Source organism: Prosthecobacter sp., from assembly GCF_044232965.1.
GTDB lineage: Bacteria > Verrucomicrobiota > Verrucomicrobiia > Verrucomicrobiales > Verrucomicrobiaceae > Prosthecobacter.
Map to the genome: position 1 here is coordinate 20,225 of NZ_JBIIKX010000059.1, position 18,307 is coordinate 38,531.

An 18,307-nucleotide genomic window follows, 5' to 3' on the forward strand; every position below is an offset into this window, starting at 1 on the left:
GCGTGAAAAAGAAATTTCCTATCAGTTCAGTAAGCCGACCATGAGGCCCCTCCGCCCGTTCCAACCGCCCGCCATCGGCATGCTCTGCGCCCTGGGGTTGCTGCTCGTGTCCGGGATCACACAACGTGTCGAAGGCCAACAGAGTAGATCCGACTTGGAGAATAGGACCCGTGACATGACCGGCACATTCGGCGGAAATCAATTCCTTTTCGATGCGGACATCACCACGGTGGCGGACATGGACAAGGTTTGCGGCGTCGCGGAGCCCTACGCGACCAGAAACTACCATGCATTTCCGTCGCTGATCCGGGTGGAAGATCAGCTCATCGGGTCATGGATGACGGCCACAAGTGTTCCGGGCGGGCATGGAGGGCACCTTTCTAAAAGAGGCGACATGGTGATTGCGAAGTCCGACTTGACGGGCCGGAACTGGACGGAAATTTACAGGTTCCGGTGTTCAAAACCAAATCACGCTGATGCGCTGGCAATTGGGGATCGCTCGTATTACTACGGCGGTCTTGTGCATTTAGGCGGTCAGGTCTTGGGGATCGCGCTGGATACCTACACGATGGTAGACACCGGGAACATCCACGACATCACCGGATACAGGGGAAGGTGGGCAATCTCTCACGATCTTGGGAAAACCTGGAGCGAGCCTGCCCCCTTCCCATTCCACGCGGGAGGAACACATCACAGCGTAGCCGCTGGCGAACCGGTTGTGTGGCAGGGACAGTGTTGGGTTACCTTCTACGGAAACGCCGGTGTGACTGTCGCCCGCGCTGCAGTGGGGGACCTGGTTGCTGGAAACACTCCATGGATCACAGGAATCATCACAACATCAGGTGGAACCGAAGCGTGCTTTCTTGGTCCTGTGAAATCGGATGATGACACGTTGCGTGTCGTTATCCGCCACAACGAAGCGGTGGGGATGAAAGTGTTCAAGATTGCCGCCGCTCAAGCTGCATCGCCGCCCAGCGAGTGGACATGGGAAATCGCCTCCTGGTTGCCTCCCAAGTGGTCGCAAACCCAGCCACAAGTCTGGCGCACGGAAAGCGGAAGATACTTGCATGTCGGGCGGGGTAACGCAGACGGGGACACCTCCGGGGCCATCGATCTCGTCATGAGAGTGTGCTATGCGGAGTCTCTTGGCGGCCCGTGGCAACGTGTCAATGGCGCGGATGACTCCCCGATCATCGGAGTGCGCCGTGCGGATTATCCTGCCGCCGACGATTTGGAAAAGCACATGTATAATGGCTTTGTTCCTCTCGGTGGCGATTTATTCGGGATTCTGATCTCCACAGACGCGGCAGAGCACGGGACATCGAATAACAAGAACCCCAAATACCCCATGCCGACTCGAGCGGGCGTTGGCACCCGCAGTTCGGTCTGGTTCACGCACATCGGCGCTGGTGTCGGGAAAACCACTCGTGGCGATTTCAAGGGCAGTCGTGCGGTTCCTCCGGCGGTTCCAAAGAACTTGGGGGACATGACAGGCTTGAAACTCATGCTTCTCGCGTCCAATGCGGAAAGTGACGGATCAAACGGACTGAATTTGAAATGTCCTATTTCGGGTTTGCGTTGGATTACGCCGCCCGGTCAGTCTCTCGCGTTGTTGCCTACGGGCAGCAGCACCGGCAAACCAGCGCTCGAAAACACGGGAGGCTCCGGCAAGCGCCTGGTTTTCGACGGTGCGGAGGCCACGTTGCAAACGCTGAACACGGCGGCGATCTACATCGCCTGCTCCCACGCCACAGGGTCTGGCGCCGGACAGGCCGTGGTGGTCAATACCCTTCAGATTGACGATACGAACCACTGGAGGCGCATCCACCCGCTATCCCATAACCATTCGTGGAAGGGCCTTTTGCCTGGAGCGGAGACGGACAGCATCACCGCGGGCTGGCAGGTTTATGCGCTACGCGTGAAAAGTGGCGCGACAGATGCTGCAGGCAGGCTTTTCAATCTGATGAACCAATCCGGCAGGAATTGCGGTTGGAATGGCAGGCTTGCGGCGGTCTTGGTGTTTGATCGCGATCTCAGCCAACGGGAGCACAAAGAGTTGGTAGAGAGGTTATCTGCGCTATGATCGAACCCCAACCGACCCGCGAGGGCCGCCGCATGATCAGCGACTTCGTCATGACCCAGCGTGATCTCTTTGACGACCTCACCAAGCCCAACGCCATCGCCCTCGGCTGCTTCCCGGTGGACTCGCACGTCGTCCGCCGCCTCGCCACACCCGACGGCAAAGAGGTCATCAATGAAGGCGGCTATCTCGTCATCCCGCCGATTTACGAGATCCCCTATCGCGCCCTCACACCGAAGGCCACCGAGTGCGACAACCTGCTCGTCACCTGCGGCCTCAGCAGTTCCCGCGTGGCCTTCAACTCCCTCCGCGTCGAGCCCACCTGGATGATGCTCGGCCAAGCCGCCGGTGCTGCGGCAGCGATGGCGCAGAAAGACAAAACGACCGTGCAGCGCGTGAATGCCTCCGAGCTGCAAAGACGTTTACGTGAGGCCGCTGTTCCATTTCAGAAACCATGACCATTCGACACACCCTCCTGCCAGCGGTTGCCCTTCTGACTGGCCTCACTGCAAGTCTCATCGCCGCTGACAACAACCTTTTGCCCGCGCTTTGGGACGAGCAGAGCCGTCATCCCAGTGTCGAAAGTATCCCGCCTGTGAAGGGCGTTAAGTTTTCACTGGTCCATGAACAGACCGCGGACTTTCTCTTCCTGCACGAACCCCGACTCGTCTTTCACAGCAATGACCTGTTTGTCAGTTTCAGCAGCGCCCCGCGCGTCGAGTGTGAGACGGCGCAAATGGTGCGTTTCCGGCGAAGCGCCGACAGTGGGATGACCTGGTCGCCTGTCGGCGTCCTTGCGCCGGGCTTGGACGGCGGGCTGAGGGCCGAGGTCGCGCCGATGCTCTCGCATCAGGGCAAACTTTGGGCCTTCGTCGGCCGCTGCCGCCAGAATATCGGAAAAAGCGGGTTGGGCATGGAGGTGTGGCAATGGTTGCCGGAGAAGCAGACTTTCACACCACTGGCCACCGGGCTAACGCTCGCGAACTTCATTCCGTTTGTGCAACCGCAACGAATGACCAATGGCAATTGGATCATCGGCGGGCATACCGATCTCTCGCGACACGCTGCGGTGGCGATCAGCGAGGGGGATGATTTACGTCGCTGGCGGCTGATAAAAATCGAAACGCCGGATGCGGAATACAAGCCGATGACCTGTCCGGAAACCTGCCTCTTGATTCAGGACGGCCGGGTGCTGGCGGTCACCCGCGGACGGGTCGGGCTGGCACTGGCGTCCCTCAGCACTGACGCGGGTGGCACCTTTCCGGCGGCGATCGAGAGCAATCTACCCATGTCGCGCAGCAAGCCGTTCGGCGGCACGCTCAGCACGGGGCAGCATTACCTCATCTACAACGCACGCCTGACGGCGTTGGGGCTTCGGCGTAACGCTCTCTTGATTGCCGTGACGCGGGCTGGAGAACTCACTCCCCTGCGTAAAGTCTGGAAGATCATCGAGGGTAATCCGCCTGAACTGCTGCCCGAACTCAAGCGGCTGGGCGAGGCGGTGGAGCGGAACGAAAAGAACGATCCCGAAGCGACCAAAGGGCTGCCCGGCACGGAACCCGCGAGCCAGGCCACAATGCATGAATGGGCCTATCCCGAAGCCGTCGAGAAGGACGGTGTGCTCTTCGTAACGTTCTCGCAGGACAAACGTCACTGCTGGCTCGCGCGCATCCCCGTGGCTTCATTGACCATAGATTAACCATGACGCTTCGACTCACACTCCGCGTCGGCCGTCGGCTCGCCATGGGCATCGCCTCGATCACGATGGCGGCTCAGGGAGGGATGTGCCTCGCCGATGAAAAGCCGGTCATCGACATCGGCCGGCAGCGCGAGCTGTTCCTCGACGACCACCTCATTGACAAGCTGGATGGCGCGCAACTGGTGCTGCACCCGCCGGTTCCGCAGGAGATCGCCATCAACCACGACGAGCCGTGGGAGGGTAGCACCTGCGCCTACCACACGGTCTTCAAAGATGGCGAGCTATACCGGCTGTATTACCGCGGCGGGTGGGGCTACCACATCTACTGCTACGCCGAAAGCCGGGACGGAGTCCACTGGGTCAAGCCGAAGCTGGGGCTCTTCGAGTTCAAGGGATCCAAGGACAACAACATCATCCTAATGGGGGAAGGAACGGAGTCATTCGCCCCCTTCAAAGACGCGAACCCCAACTCCGCGCCGGACGCGCCCTACAAGGCGTTTGCGGTGCACTGCAAGAACGATCCGCCGGGCAGTCTGGGTGCCTTCAAGTCCGTGGACGGCATCCGCTGGGCCAGGATGGGAGACAAACCGCTCATCACCAAGGGGCACTTCGACTCCCAAAACCTGGCTTTCTGGGACACCGTGCGGCAGCGCTACGTCGAGTTTCATCGCTGGTATCAGATTTATCCGGGCTCGGACATGGAGGTGCGCGACATCATGACCTCCACCTCCACGGACTTCTTGAACTGGACGGAGCCGCCGGTCACGCTCGAGTATCCGGGATCGCCGCCGGAGGACCTCTACACCAGCCAGATCGTGGCCTACCATCGGGCACCGCACCTCTTCCTGGGGTTTCCGAAGCGGTTGCTGCCGTTCCGCTGGATTCCCGGCAACAAGATGGAAGGCCTTTCGGATGGCGTGTTCATGAGCAGCCGGGACGGGCGCGTGTTCAAGCGCTGGACAGAGGCCTTTATCCGGCCCGGTCAAAACCGGGAGCGTTGGTTCAACCGCAACAACATGACGGCCTGGGGCATCGTGGAGACGGCGGGCAGCATCCCTGGTTGTCCGAGGGAACTGTCCCTCTACTCCACGGAAGGCTACTATGAGACCATGTCCGTCAAACTGCGGCGTTTCACCATGCGGCTCGACGGTTTCGTCTCGGTCAATGCCCCCATGCGCGGCGGTGAACTGCTCACGAAACCGCTGGTGTTCGCGGCACCGGAAAAGTCCCAGCCCGAGCCGGTGCGTCCGGCAGATCCGATCGTGCGCACGGAGGAGAAGCCCATCATCGGCAAGGCTGCTCTCGTTTTCAAAGAGCCGGCCGTCCTGCCGATTCCCTCCGCTCAGGAACTCGGCAGCCAGGTGACTTTCGCCGTCCACGTGAGAGGGATCTCGGCGATGACCGGCCGCCGGTTCTTCGCCGCCTACGATGGGGGCCAGCTCAAGGAAGGGGATCGGAAACTGGTGTTTGATGCTGCCGTTTACAGCGTGCCTGATGGGCCCGCCATCCGCTTCATCTATTCCGGGATGGAGACCGTCGTTCCGCGATCCAAAGTGGGCGGCAGCCTGTGGGACAAGAAAGTGCATCACCTCGCCGCCACCTGGGACGATGGCGAGGTCACCATCTATGTGGACGGCAGGAAAGTGGGCACGGGCGGGAGAAAGGGCGCGGGAGCCCTTTCCATGGCAGACAAGCTCCGCTTCGGGGAAGGTTATCCCGGTCCCCTGCATTTTGAGCGTCCCTTTGCCGGTGACCACCATGACGCGATGGTGGACGACATTCTGGTGCTGCGCCGGGTCCTCAGCGAAGAAGAGATCGCCCGCATGGCCAAAGACGGAGCCCTGACCGCAGTGGATCCCGGCAAAGACAAAGGGGTGCTCTACTCCATGGAAGAGGACCCGAATGTCGGTCGCCGCGTGAGAGACCATTTGTCTGCGGATGGCAGTTCCGACACCGAACTCCCGCCCGGAGGCATCGAATGGGGCGAGGTTCAGTTGCTGGTGAACTATTCCACCTCCGCAGCGGGCAGTGTGCGGTGCGAGCTGCAGGATGAGCAAGGGCACCCGTTGCCGGGCTTCTCCCTCGCGGACTCGGATCTGATCTACGGCGACGACATCGAGCGGCCTTTTTCCTGGCGGGGCCGCACGGAGCTGAAGTCCCTGGTCGGCAAGCCGGTCAAACTGCGCTTCGAACTCAAGGATGCCGATCTCTATGCCATCCGCTTCGGCCAGAAACCGTAGAAAAGACTTTCAATGAACACCAAGGGTCCTCTCATGCCTTCCCGCCTTCCCGTCCCCATCCAGTGCGCATTTGTGCTCCTCACCCTCCTCGCCGCCCTCTCCGTCCAAGCGCGCGAGTTCTACGTCAGCCAGCAACATCCGCAGTCCGCAGACACAGCCGCAGGCACGCGTGAGGCTCCTTTGAAGACGATCTCGGCGGCGGCGAAGATCGCGCAGGCGGGAGACACGGTCATCGTGGCACCAGGGATCTATCGGGAGTCGGTGAAGCTGACGAACTCAGGCATGGCGGGGAAGCCCATCGTCTTTCAGAGCGAGACGAAACATCAGGCCATCATTAGCGGTGCTGATGTGTTGCGTGATCCGCAGGATGAGGGCGCGGACGTGTATTCCTATCCCACCGCGAAGGTGCATCCGGTCGCTTATCTGGGAGGCAATCCGCAGTGGGTTTATCTCAATGGTCTGCCGCTGGAGCGTGCAGAGACACCGGACCGCTTGATTCCCGGGAGCTTTTATCTGGACATGAAAAACCAGCGCGTGCACGTGGCGCTGCCGGAGGATGAGGACATCACCAAAGTGGCGCTGGAATATGCCTGCCGCGAGGGCCTCTTCGCTGCTGAAAAACCGATCGATGACATTCATTTGCAGGGCTTCACGCTCCAGCACACTGCCAACTGGTTTCGCGGTCATGGCCCCATCCTCGCCACCGGCCAGCGCTGGCTGGTGGAGGACAACCATGTCCGCTGGACCTCCTACGGCGGCGTGAAGGTGACCAACAGCAATGCCTGCATCGTGCGCAACAACCTGATCGAGTGGGCGGGCTGCGATGGCGTGGGTGGCGGCTTCAATGTAGACCTGCTTTTCGAAGGCAATACAGTGCGTTACCACAACTGGCGGAGCTTTGAATGGGGCATGGAGGGTGGTGGCTCGAAGTTCTCCTGCACCATCGACTGCCGTTACGCTGGCAATGTTTTCGCCTACAACTATGGCCCCGGACTGTGGACGGATGCGGCCGCCACCGGCACGATTTACGAAAAGAACATCTGTCACGACAACTCCGCGCGATCCCTTTTTTCCGAAATCAATTGGGACGAGGTGATCCAGGACAACATCTGTTACAACACGTCCGAGTCCGGCATCGGCGTCAGCAACGGCCCCGGCATGGTCATTCGTCGAAATATCATCTTCAACAACGCCATCGGCATCAGCCTGTCCGGCAACTACACGCGGCCCAATGACCACGATCAAAAGTGGTATCCCAGTGCCATCGTCCGCATGGCCGAGGTGCCGGGACTCAGCCGCCACCGCGCCGTGCTGTGGGATGCGGGCTTCCTCAAAAACTACGTCGCGCCGAAAGCCACGCTCAACAACAACTGCGTCATCTGGGAAAATCTCATCTTCGACAACGGCATCGCGATGATGGAGCAGCGCGACTACCGCAAGCCCTCGCCGACAGATGCCTTCGTCAATAGCTTTTCCGACTATAACACCTACTGGGCGGCATCGGAGAAACAGCTCTTCAGCGTGGGCTACACGAACCCCTACGAAAGCCTGGAAGCGTGGCGCAAGGCCTCCGCACGCGACGAGCACTCGCAAATCGCAAATCCGCGCGATCCCGCCACCAAGCTGCCGGATTGGGCGCAGGCCTGCCGCAAGGACTGGGACATCAAGATGCGCTCCATTTTCAATCCCGCCGGGGTGCGCGATGACAACGTGCGCCAGCAGTTTTACAGCAGTCCCATGGCCCAAATCGCGATGGGCCGAATGCTGCGCTCACCTTTCGTCGAGCCGGTGAAACTGAGCGACAAACGCGTGCGAGCCGCTGTATTCGAGCATGAGGGCCAGCGCACCCTCGCCCTCTGGACCACGCAGCCCGCCGAGCGCTGCTATGTGCGTCTGCGGCTCGATCAAGCGCAGGTAATCATGGAAAACGGCTATCTCGCCCAAAAGAACTTGTCGCTCGCTGATGGCAGTGTCGATGTGCTCGTCACCTACAATCCCACCTACCTTCGCGGCATTGGCGAGAAGTTTGTCGAGTCGCCCTCCGGCATCATCCAGTTACCCGCTTTCAACATCGCCGGGCAGCCCATCGCCGCCACCGCCACCTTTGTGAATGAAGGCAGGGCCGGCACCACACTGAAGGCCGCATTCAAAGCCACCACAGGCTTCACGATCACTCCCGCCAGCATCGAGAAGGAAATCGCGGTCGGCGAAAAAATCGAAGTCAAACTCACCCTCGTCCCCGATGGCAGCGTGAGCCGTGGCACCGGCATGATCCGTATGAATGCCACGCTTGGTGACGCCCGCATCCGCCGCACCGCCGTCTTCACCACCGGCTCGGGCGATAGCAAAGTGCCCCACCTCACCAGCGACATTCAGATCGACGGCCAGCTTGACGATTGGGGCAGCATCGCCAAGGACGCCGTGCCCATCGCCACCATCAACGACGGCAGCCAATACCTCGCCGGTCCGAAAGATGCCTGGAAAGGCCCCGGCGACCTCAGTGCCCGCCTCTACGCCGCCTGGAAAAAGGACGCCCTCCACCTCGCCGTCGTCGTGCACGACGACAAAGTCATTTCCGCCTCCGGCAACACCAACGAATGGGGCACCGTGCAGTTCGACAAGTGCGACGCCGTCTCCCTCTCTCTCGATGGCCGCGCCCCTGACATGCAGTGGCAGAAAGAACTCAACCTGGGCACCTACGACGCCACCATCAGCCCCGCCGCCGATGGCAAACCGATCCTGCGCCCCAACGGCAAAGCCTCCGGCAGCATCCAGGGTGTCGTCGCCGCCACCACCGTCACCGCCACGGGTTACACCATCGAGATGATGATCCCGCTCACGGAGAAAAATTTCCCTGCCCAGCAATGGCAACGTGATCGCCCCATCAAACTCTCCCTTCTTATCGCCGACTCTGACGACCCCAAGTCCGACGCCCCTCGCAAAACCATGGGCTGGAGCGTTAGCCCCGACCAAAAAAACAGCGAAGACACCTCCGGCTGGGCCACGTTGATCTTGGATGAAACAAAGTAGCTGCGGCTTTAGCCGCACCGCCCACCCCTGATTCGGCTGAGGCCGAAGCCACTTTTTCAACACTCCACCACTCCAGCAATGCACTCCCCATCACCATTCTCACTCCGCGGTTCACTTCACGCTGGTCTTCTCATCTTTTCCTGCCTTTGCCATCTGGCACATGCGGAAGACACTGCCGCGCCCTTCCGGGTCGTGGACGGTCTGTTTGATTTCTCAAATCGGCAAACGCTGGGATTGAAAACGATTCCTGGTGAACATTTCGAGATCTATCACGCCACGGATGAGACCGGCTATGGCTATCGCTTCTCACATCATGCCGGGCTTTGCGTGTTTCAGGAGCAGTTGTATTGCTCCTGGTCGAGCGGGCAGTTGCACGAGGACAGGCCGGCGCAACGCATTGCCTATGCCCGCAGTGCGGATGGCAAGACCTGGTCACCGCCCCAGGTGCTGGCCGTGCCACCGGGCAAAATGGACCGCTGCATCGGCGCGGGATTCCATGTGGCGAACGATACGCTCGTCGCCGGCTACACCACCACCCTGGACTACCCCACCAACAACATGCTCGGCGAAGAGAACGCTCTTTTCGCCCGCACCTCCCGCGATGGGGTGATTTGGACTGAGCAGGTCAAGCTCGTCTCCGGATTCTACATTGACAGCCCCCTGCGTCTGCCCAGCGGACGCCTCGTCCGAGGGGGTGAGTTTGTCGGTGCCCGCCGCCCGGCCAATGAGGTGCGCATGCGCATGCTCTACACCGATGACCCACTCGGCATGACCGGCTGGAAGGATGCCACCATCTCGCCCGCCGAATCAAAGCCGAGGGGAATGACGGTCTTCGACTATAGCGAACCCTGCCCGTTTGTGCGGCCCGATGGAGTCATCGTCTCCGCGTTTCGCAACATCAGCGGCTACCTCTACGCCAGCACCAGCCGTGACAATGGCGTCTCGTGGAGTGTGCCTCAGATCACCAATTTCCCCGATGCCCAGGCCCGCCACGCCACCGGCACGCTGCCGGATGGCACGACCTTTATCATCAACAATCCAGGGGATGGGAAAGAAGGCTACCGACCCCGCCCGCACCTCACCATCGCCCTGAGCCGCGATGGCATCACCTTTGACCGCGCCTGGATGATCCATGGCGAGCCGACCGCGATGCGATTCAAGGGCAAAGACAAAGCCAATGGCTGGCAGTATCCCAACGCCCGAGTCTGGAACGACGCCCTCTACGTTGCCTATTCCGTGAACAAAGAAGACATCATGGTCACGCGTATCGCACTCAAAGATTTGAAGTAACCAGAAACCACAAACCATTTATGAAACGTCGCCATTTTCTGCATCAAACCGGAGCCGCCCTCGGTGCGACCGCGCTCACGCCGCTGCATCGTTCCCTCGCGGCAGTCGTGAACGAACCACGCCGCGCCGCCACGTTGGCGGAAGCTTACAAACAGCTCGGCTTTGACCCGCACGCAGGCGACAGCTTCACTGCGCTCTGGATGGCGGACATTCACTACGGCGGCGGCAAGCCGGAGGAGATTCTGCCGCCGATGATCGCCGAAATCGCGCCGATGAATCCGCGTCCGGCTTTTATCGGCATCGTGGGAGATCTGATCTGCGCCGCCTCCCGCAGCTTCGGCACCATTCCCAACGAGGCCGACCGCAAGATCGCCGTGGAAGAGTATCGCACGATGAAGCCGCATTATGAAGACCTCGCGCGGCTCGCTCCGGTGAAGCTCACGCTCGGCAACCACGACACCTACCCCGGCGAGGACGACCTTGGACTGTTTCGCAGCGTGTATGGCGACACACCGGTGACCCATGCGTTCGAGACCAAAGGCGTGCCGTTCATCATCGCCAATGGCGGGAGCTGCGGCCTGCTCGGCGATGCCCAACAGGCGTGGTTTTGCGATCAGGTGAAAAAGCTGCATCGCCCCGGCGGCACGCTCATCACCGCCGTTCATCAGCCCTCCGTGGGCAGCCTCGTGCGCGAGCGTGGCATCACCTCCGCCGTGCGTGCGGCCTTTGCGGAAGCGCGTGGCAAACTCTGGCTCATCGGCGGGCATGAGCACGAGAATCGTGACCAGCAGTTTGCCATCCCGCGCGGCGAGAATGTGATGAATGCCTGGATCACTGCGGGCAACCGCACCTCCTGGGGCAAGGAGAATCCCGGCTACTGGCTCTGGTGCTTCAGTGCAGGCCGACTCGTGGGCCGCATCTTCCGCCACGTCGGAGATGCCGCCGGTTACACGCTTTCCGCACCCGAGGTGACCGCAAAGGCAGAGCCTCTGGTTTTGCCTTTCGAGAATCAGGCGGACCTGCTGTGGAAGGTGCTCGTCGGTGAAGGCGATGAACCTTACTGCCGCACGACCAAGGCCGCGTGGTGCCTGAACTATTGGACCTATGTGCGCCAGCTCGACTACGAGTTCCCGCTCAGCCTCGCCAAAGGCAAAGCAAAACGCTGCGTCGTCCTCATGGCCGCCATCTCCGACAAACCCACCGGCTTGTCGGTTTCCGCCAACGGCAAAGACTGGCAACCCATCGAGAACTCAACCGAGCGCAACGGCTCGTATGTCACCTTCACCATCCCGCAAAGCTGTCTCGACGCAGGCACGCTGTCGCTGCGCATGACCGAATGCGCGGTAAGCGGTTTCGCGCTGACGGCATAGAACGGTTCATTCCATTCACCCACTCATTATGAAACTCACTCTTACCCTTATCAGCGCCGTCCTGCTCTCCGCGGACGCCTTCGCCTGGGGGCCGCATACTGAGATCGCGCAGGCGGCGCTCGACGCGATGGGGGCCGATGATCCGCTGGTGCGGCAGCTCGGTCCCGATGCGAAACGACTCGCTCCCTATGCGTGGATGGCCGACTTCCGGCAGTCGTTGCTCGTGCGGGCGGACGAGGTTTTCTATGCCGACGACTACCTGCTCTTTCCCGCCGCCACACGGCACTACCAGCACCTCTGCCCGGAGGTGGAGCAGACCTATTCGCCGTATTTCCGCCGTGCGTTGCAGGCGATTCGGACGGAATCCACGCACAATGCTTCGCGTTGGATCGGTTCGCTGCTGCACTTCACCACGGACACCGGCTCCCCTCCGCACGCGGCGAGAATCGTCGGCCCGACTCATTCCAAAATGGAGGGCTGGGTGGATGAAAAGCTCATCCACCTTCCCGGGTATCAGCCGCAGCTCTTCGGGGCGGATGACGCTTCCGCCGAGGCGGGTTTCCTCCGGCGCATGCAGGGTCTCATCGAGTTTTCAAAGGAGCGTGCGCAACGCTGCCGTGCCGACGTTGACGGGGATCGTCGCGCGGCGGTGGAGCCGGTGGTGTTGGAGAGTGCGCTGGAGACTGCGCGCGTGACCGCCGACTTGTTGCACACCCTCGGCGTGCTCACCGCGAAAGCCAACGATGATGACGCAACGCTCACGGGCAAAGTCATCGTCCCGAAGATCGAGCACGCGACGATGTCTCGACTGCCTGCGAAGGTCGTGCTGCTCGGCACGTCATACTCCACGCTCACGGAGCCGGATGGCACGTTCACTTTTCGCCATCTGCCTGCGGGAGAGTATCGACTCGTGGTCATCGCGCCCGGTCGCGTTTCGGAGGCGAAACCGGTGAGTCTCGCCGCTGCGGCAACTGTCACGCTCGAACCGGTGGATCTCTCGCAGGGCACGGATGGCAATCTGGTGCGCAATGGCACGTTCACAGTGCGTTGGGTTTCGGCAGAAGCGTTCGATCATTGGTCGCTGCGCAGTCTTCCGGGCAAACTGGCGGCGAAGACGCCTGTGCGGGATTGGGATGGTGAATGGATCCCGCTGCAAAGCGGCGTGACGTATCACCTCACCGCGCGCTGGAAGGCAACGGCGGCGGACGCGAACGGCCCCCAAGTCTTCCTCCGCACCAAGGCCAAGCCCGATGGCGGTTCCATCACCACCGACTCCGCGCCCGTCGTCCTGGGGACAAAAGAAGTCGCGGTCACCGGTTCACCCGAAGTCGCGTGGGCGCAGGTGTGCATCCGCACTTCACAATCTCCCGACACCGTGCTGGAAGCCGTCAGTTTGCGCCAGGCATTGGAAAAATGAGAATCCGATTTTACGACATGAAATACACTGCACGACTCACCACCCTCCTCATCGCCACCTCGCTCTTTCTTGCCGATACGCTGGCAGCGCAAGGCAGCGCGGAGACAAATCTGATGACCAATGGCTCCTTCGAGTCGTGGGCGCATTATGCCACGGAGGGGTTGCCGGGCTTGATGAAAGCGGGCGGGGCTTATGAGGATGCGAAGGATCCGCTGATTCCGGTGCGGTGGTCGTGGCGTTTGGCGGGGACGACTTTGTTGACTCGCTCGGCGGACGCACACGGCGGGAAGGCGGCGCTGGCGATGACAGGCGATGGCGGTGATGTGCGCTGGTCGTCGTTGGAGGTGGTGCCGGGGGCGACTTACTCCGTGGGCATCTGGGCGAAGGGAAAGGGCAAGGTCGTCGTGAACCTATCGGGGCAGGCTCCGGAGGGAGCGCAGGTGCTGGGCGAAGTCGCGGGGGAGGTGAAAGGCGAGTGGCAGCTCATCGAGCAGAAGGTGAAGATCCCCGGCCACATCCGCGTGATTGATTTTGCGGCGTCGATTTATCCCTCGGATAAAACGAATGCTCTCGTGGTGGATGACGCGCACATTTCCGCGCCGCTGGATTTTGCCTATGACGCGGATGCGGTGCTGACGCAAAAGCACATCGCCGATGCGGACACGATCCTGCTGGCGGACTTCGACAAGGACGACGCCAGCATCAAGCTCACCGGCAAAAGCAACTACATCAACGAGGGACGCTTTGGCCGGGCACTGCGCGTCGAGTCACCGGACTCGGCGATGATTCCGCTGAAGCTCGACCAAATACCGGAGGAAGGCACCCTGGAGTTCTATCTCTCGCCAGACCAGGTGGGGCAGCTCGATTGGAAGGAGAAGGGACTGCGGGACACGCCGCAGCAGCACTTTCTTTCGGTGGACAATGCGAGCGGTGCGCTGGCTTATTTCCGAGCGGGTAGCGACATCACGCTGGGCTTTGCCTGGGAAACCGATCTCTGGAAAAATGGGGCCGACACTCGGCGCAACAACTCGGTGTTCGGGCCAAACGAGGTGAGCCTGCGCCGCATGAGGAAAGGACAGTGGATGCATGTCGCCGTGACCTGGGATGCCTCGGCGATGCGCATGTATGTGGACGGCGTGCTCTATGGCCGAAAGACTGAGGGGCCACTGAAATGGAAAAGCCTGCCGACGAGTCTTTCCATCGGCTCCGGCATGTATGGGCATCTCACCTGGACCGGCGCGGTGGATGACGTTCGCGTATCGAAGATCAAACGCTTTGGGCCCTTCCTGCCGAAAGGAGCCACGGCCAAGCCGCTGACTCCAGCGCCAGCGCCGATTCTTTCCGCCGCACCTGCCAAGCCCTTCCTGACCCAGGAACAACTCGCCACGGAGCGCGCCAAACTTCTGCAATCACTCCCGCCGACTCAAGCAGGCCTGTTTGAAACCAAGCCCGATGCCAATGGCGACTATGTCTATGAAGCGATGCGTGCCAAGCCGCTCGTGAACGATGGCAAGTTCGTGGTGCTCGCGGACAAACCGGCTGCTGGCCTGACCACGGTGCAGGTCGGCGAAAGCGGATCTGGTCGGCTACTCGGTGATCCCGTCAATGGCGGTGCCTGCTGGAAAATGGACGCCATTCCGAGCGGCAAGTATCACATCGGCCTGCTCTACGAATCGCAGGAGACTCGCCACGGCAGCGTCATCGAGTCACCACAGGCCTACAAACGCATCCACCTGTTCCTCAATGGCCGCGTCATTCAGCCGGGTTCCACCAGCGATCCCGTGCAGGTGGCTCCGGGCAAATGGTTCACGGAGTTTCGCTCGCTCGCGGCGGAGTCGCTCAAGCCGGGCGATGAAATCGCAGTGGTCATCGGCGGCGGTCAGGATGCGATCATCGCCCGTCTCCTGCTGCACACCACAGCGCCCGTCATCGGTGCCGGACGCGCGCCTTTGCACTTCGGCGACGACTTTTGGCAGAACGTGGACACCGTGCTGCGGGTCAACACGCTGTGTTATTTCGTGAATGAAAAAGGCCAGCGCCTGCCCGGCCGCAACATGTGGCATGGACAGGAGCAGCTCGCCGATTCGCCTGCCAGTTTCCTGCGCGGTGCGGACGAAAAGGCCATCGCGCACTGCCTGGTGGCCAATCCCCTCCCGGTGGCGGTCACGGTGGATTTTGACTGCACGGTCAAAGGCTACTACGGACAAATCGCGGGCCGCCTGGCCCAGTCCATCACGCTGCAAGCGCACGAGCGCCGCACCCTGAGCATCCCGTTCACCGTGACCGAGGACGACCATGCCTATTCGATCAAATCATCGGTCAAAGGCGCGGCAGCGGACATCACAAGGCAACTCGGTTGGCCCGCCATGGACACGATCTCGTTGTTCCCCGGCTACCGGCAATCGGTGGCCTGGCGTGACCCGCTGAACACCAGTCACGCAAAACGGATCGTCTTCAAGGAACCGCTCAAAACTCCGCACCACACCCTGTCGCTCAATGGCACCTGGGAGCGCGCTTTCATCTACAAACTCGTGCCCGATGTCGTGCCGCCCGCTGATGCGAAGTGGGAAGCCGCAGCGGTGCCGATTCCCATCTCTCAAGCACTCGCGCAAGAGCCGCAGCGCCAATTCGGCGCGTATTACCGCCGCAGCTTTGAAATGCCCGATGACAAGACGCCGCGCAGTTACCGGCTCGTGATCGAGAAGGCCGGAGCCGAGGCCGCAGCGTATGTGAATGGCACGCGGGTTGGCCTTTTGCGCGGCAGCAATACGCCCCTGGTCGTGGACATCACCAGCGCACTGCGTCCTGGAAAAAACGAGATCCTCATCACCGTGCGCGACCTCCTCGCGGTGATGAATCAGGAATACGTGAATCCCGCCGCGCCTGTCGCCAGTCCGCAGTATCTCGATGCCGCAGCCGGTTTCGAAAGCCTCGGCCGCCTCCTGCTCGGTGATGTGGATATCGAAGCCTCTCCCGCCGTGGCGGCCGAGGACTTGCTCGTCACCACATCCTTCCGCAAGAAGGCATTCAGCGCCGCATTCTCGGTAAGCAATCACAGTGCGAAGAAGACCAGGGCCATCGTCAAAGCCACGGTGCAGGATGCACGGAAGGTCGTGCTCGACCTCGGACAGAAGGAAGTCGAAGTCGGCGTCAATCAATCCGTCCCGCTCAGCTTCAACAAACCCTGGGCCGACCCGCAACTCTGGAGCCCGGCCAATCCCTATCTCTATGTGCTCGCGGTCGAAGTCACCGATGCCGCTACTGGCGAGAAGCTCGACCTGGCGCGTCAGCGTTTCGGCTTTTGCGAAACCTGGATCGACAATGCCAGCATCATGCTCAATGGCGGCCCCATCAAACCCAAGGCGCTGACGACACCCCACCCATGGGGCGCGGATCTGGACTACACCATGTCTCGCGGGGCACCGATTCCCGATTGGATGGACGAGAACGGATTCCTCGCCTCCGCAGGCCTCGCCGGCGTGTATAACAGCTCCAGCAAACACAATGTCGATCGCGATGTATTCTGGGAATCCGCCCGCGCCAATGTGCTCGCGGGAGCGAAGCGACTGCAGAACCATCCCTGCATCATCGCGTGGGATCTCTCCAACGAGTGGTATGGCTTTCTCAACTACAGCGGCAAAGACCCGCTGCTCGGCGCGAAACGACTCCGCAGCCTCACCGAAGTGCTCGAAAAGCAGGACCCCAATCGCTGGACGTTTTACAATGGCGACGAAGATCTTTCTGAACTTCACTATGCCTTCAGCGGACACTATTTGAGCCCCTACAAGGGTGACTATCGCATGGACAACCATCGCGCCTATGCGCCCGATCGCTTCTTCTTCCGCAAATTGGACCACACCTTCAAAGTGGGTGAGCACGTCATCGTCAGCCCCGCGCGTGGCATCTCCGTGGAGTGGGGTAAGAAGCTGCTCATGAACACCGAGCACCTCTGGAAGGTCGGCTGGATGAATCCTCCCGGCCCCACCGAGTTCATCGGCGAGGAAGACATCCTTTCTGCGGCCGTCGATCACTACTCCGGCCCGGCGGCGTGGTCTTACAAACAGAACCTCGATGGCCATCGCGACCTGAACTGCGCCGTGGTCGCTTTCTACGGCGGCACCTGCCCGTCACGGCGCGGCTGGATGCTCCAGCAGTTCATCATGCCGGAGATGGTGCATCACGCTTACGCGGGCAGCACGATCAGTCGCGATTACTCGCTGCACAGTGACCTCTTTGTGCCTGCCAAAGTGAAGTTCATCTGGAAACTGCTCGCCCCCGATGGCGCGGTCGTCGCACGTGGTGAAAACGCGCAGCAAATGACCAGCGGTGATCTCAAACGCGGCACGCTGAACTTCAAAGCACCCGCCGTGAACAAGCGCACCACCTTCACGCTCGACATGCAGATGCAGTCCAACGGCAGCGTCGTCTATGCCGAGCAGCGCGACATTGATGTCGATGTGAGACAGACACGCCTGTCTGTCCCCTCTTCTTCCCCGGACTATGAGAAGCCACAGACAGGAGTGTCTGTGTCACGGACCGCGCTCTTTGATCCGAGTGGCAAGACCTCCGCCCTTCTGAAGGGCAGCGTCCCAATCGCGGACTTGGCAAAGATCGAAGGCTTGACGATTCAACAGGGTCCAGTGGGCGATTCAACAGGGTTAAGTCTCCGCGCCGTCATCATCGGCGAAGACGCCCTGACCGAGGCCAATGCAGCCGAAGTCGCCAGGCTGGAAAAGTTTGTCGAAGACGGTGGTCGGGTCGTGATCCTTGCCCAGCAAGTCACACCGCAGGGATTGCCCGTGGTGACCAAAATCGAGCCGAAGGAATGGTCCAGCCAGGTCTTCGTGCAGATGGGGGATCATCCCATCCTGAAGGGCATCACGGATTGGGATTTGCACTTCTGGGCACCCGCTCGCGTGACCGGTCGCGGTGCTTATGCCAAGCCGGATTCCGGTCCCTTCACCGCGCTCGCCAACAGCGGCTCCACCATCGGCATGGAGTGGGTGCAGTTGATGGAGTGTTACCGAGGCAAAGGCTCGTATCTCCTCTGCCAGCTCCCGCTCATCGCCGCCGCCGAGCACGAACCGATGGCCCGCGAGATCCTCTCGCGATTGATCCACTACGCGACCAGCGAGAAGTCGCCCCTCACGCCAGCGAAGACCATGAAGGTCCTCACCGCCA

General features: G+C 61.0%; 9 protein-coding genes. All 9 read left to right on the forward strand.

Annotated elements, in window-relative coordinates:
* Positions 1–175 precede the first annotated feature (175 nt).
* Positions 176–2,083 carry a hypothetical protein gene (locus ACILSI_RS20220; protein ID WP_395723724.1) on the forward strand — a complete coding sequence of 636 codons (1,908 nt, stop codon included), beginning with the start codon at positions 176–178 and terminating at the stop codon, positions 2,081–2,083.
* Positions 2,080–2,538: an FAD-dependent oxidoreductase gene (locus ACILSI_RS20225; protein WP_395723725.1), complete on the forward strand. Its 459-nt coding sequence runs from the start codon at positions 2,080–2,082 to the stop codon at positions 2,536–2,538. The genes ACILSI_RS20220 and ACILSI_RS20225 overlap by 4 nt, the downstream gene beginning before the upstream one ends.
* Complete coding sequence (locus ACILSI_RS20230; protein ID WP_395723726.1) at positions 2,535–3,779, forward strand: exo-alpha-sialidase; 1,245 nt, start codon at positions 2,535–2,537, stop codon at positions 3,777–3,779. The genes ACILSI_RS20225 and ACILSI_RS20230 overlap by 4 nt, the downstream gene beginning before the upstream one ends.
* Before the next feature lie 2 nt (positions 3,780–3,781).
* Positions 3,782–6,019 carry a LamG domain-containing protein gene (locus ACILSI_RS20235; protein ID WP_395723727.1) on the forward strand — a complete coding sequence of 746 codons (2,238 nt, stop codon included), beginning with the start codon at positions 3,782–3,784 and terminating at the stop codon, positions 6,017–6,019.
* A 33-nt stretch (positions 6,020–6,052) separates the two neighbouring features.
* Positions 6,053–9,049: a right-handed parallel beta-helix repeat-containing protein gene (locus ACILSI_RS20240; RefSeq protein ID WP_395723728.1), complete on the forward strand. Its 2,997-nt coding sequence runs from the start codon at positions 6,053–6,055 to the stop codon at positions 9,047–9,049.
* 234 nt (positions 9,050–9,283) lie between these two features.
* Positions 9,284–10,339, forward strand: coding sequence for an exo-alpha-sialidase (locus tag ACILSI_RS20245; protein WP_395723729.1), 1,056 nt, complete (start codon positions 9,284–9,286; stop codon positions 10,337–10,339).
* Between the two features lie 20 nt (positions 10,340–10,359).
* Entirely contained in the window at positions 10,360–11,709 is a 1,350-nt protein-coding gene (locus tag ACILSI_RS20250; protein WP_395723730.1) for a metallophosphoesterase family protein, read from the forward strand.
* 28 nt (positions 11,710–11,737) lie between these two features.
* On the forward strand, positions 11,738–13,126 hold the full coding sequence (locus ACILSI_RS20255) for a carboxypeptidase regulatory-like domain-containing protein (RefSeq protein WP_395723731.1): 1,389 nt from the start codon (positions 11,738–11,740) through the stop codon (positions 13,124–13,126).
* Positions 13,123–18,307: LamG-like jellyroll fold domain-containing protein (locus tag ACILSI_RS20260; RefSeq protein WP_395723732.1), on the forward strand; the 5,185-nt coding region annotated here is incomplete at its 3' end. The genes ACILSI_RS20255 and ACILSI_RS20260, both read left to right, overlap by 4 nt.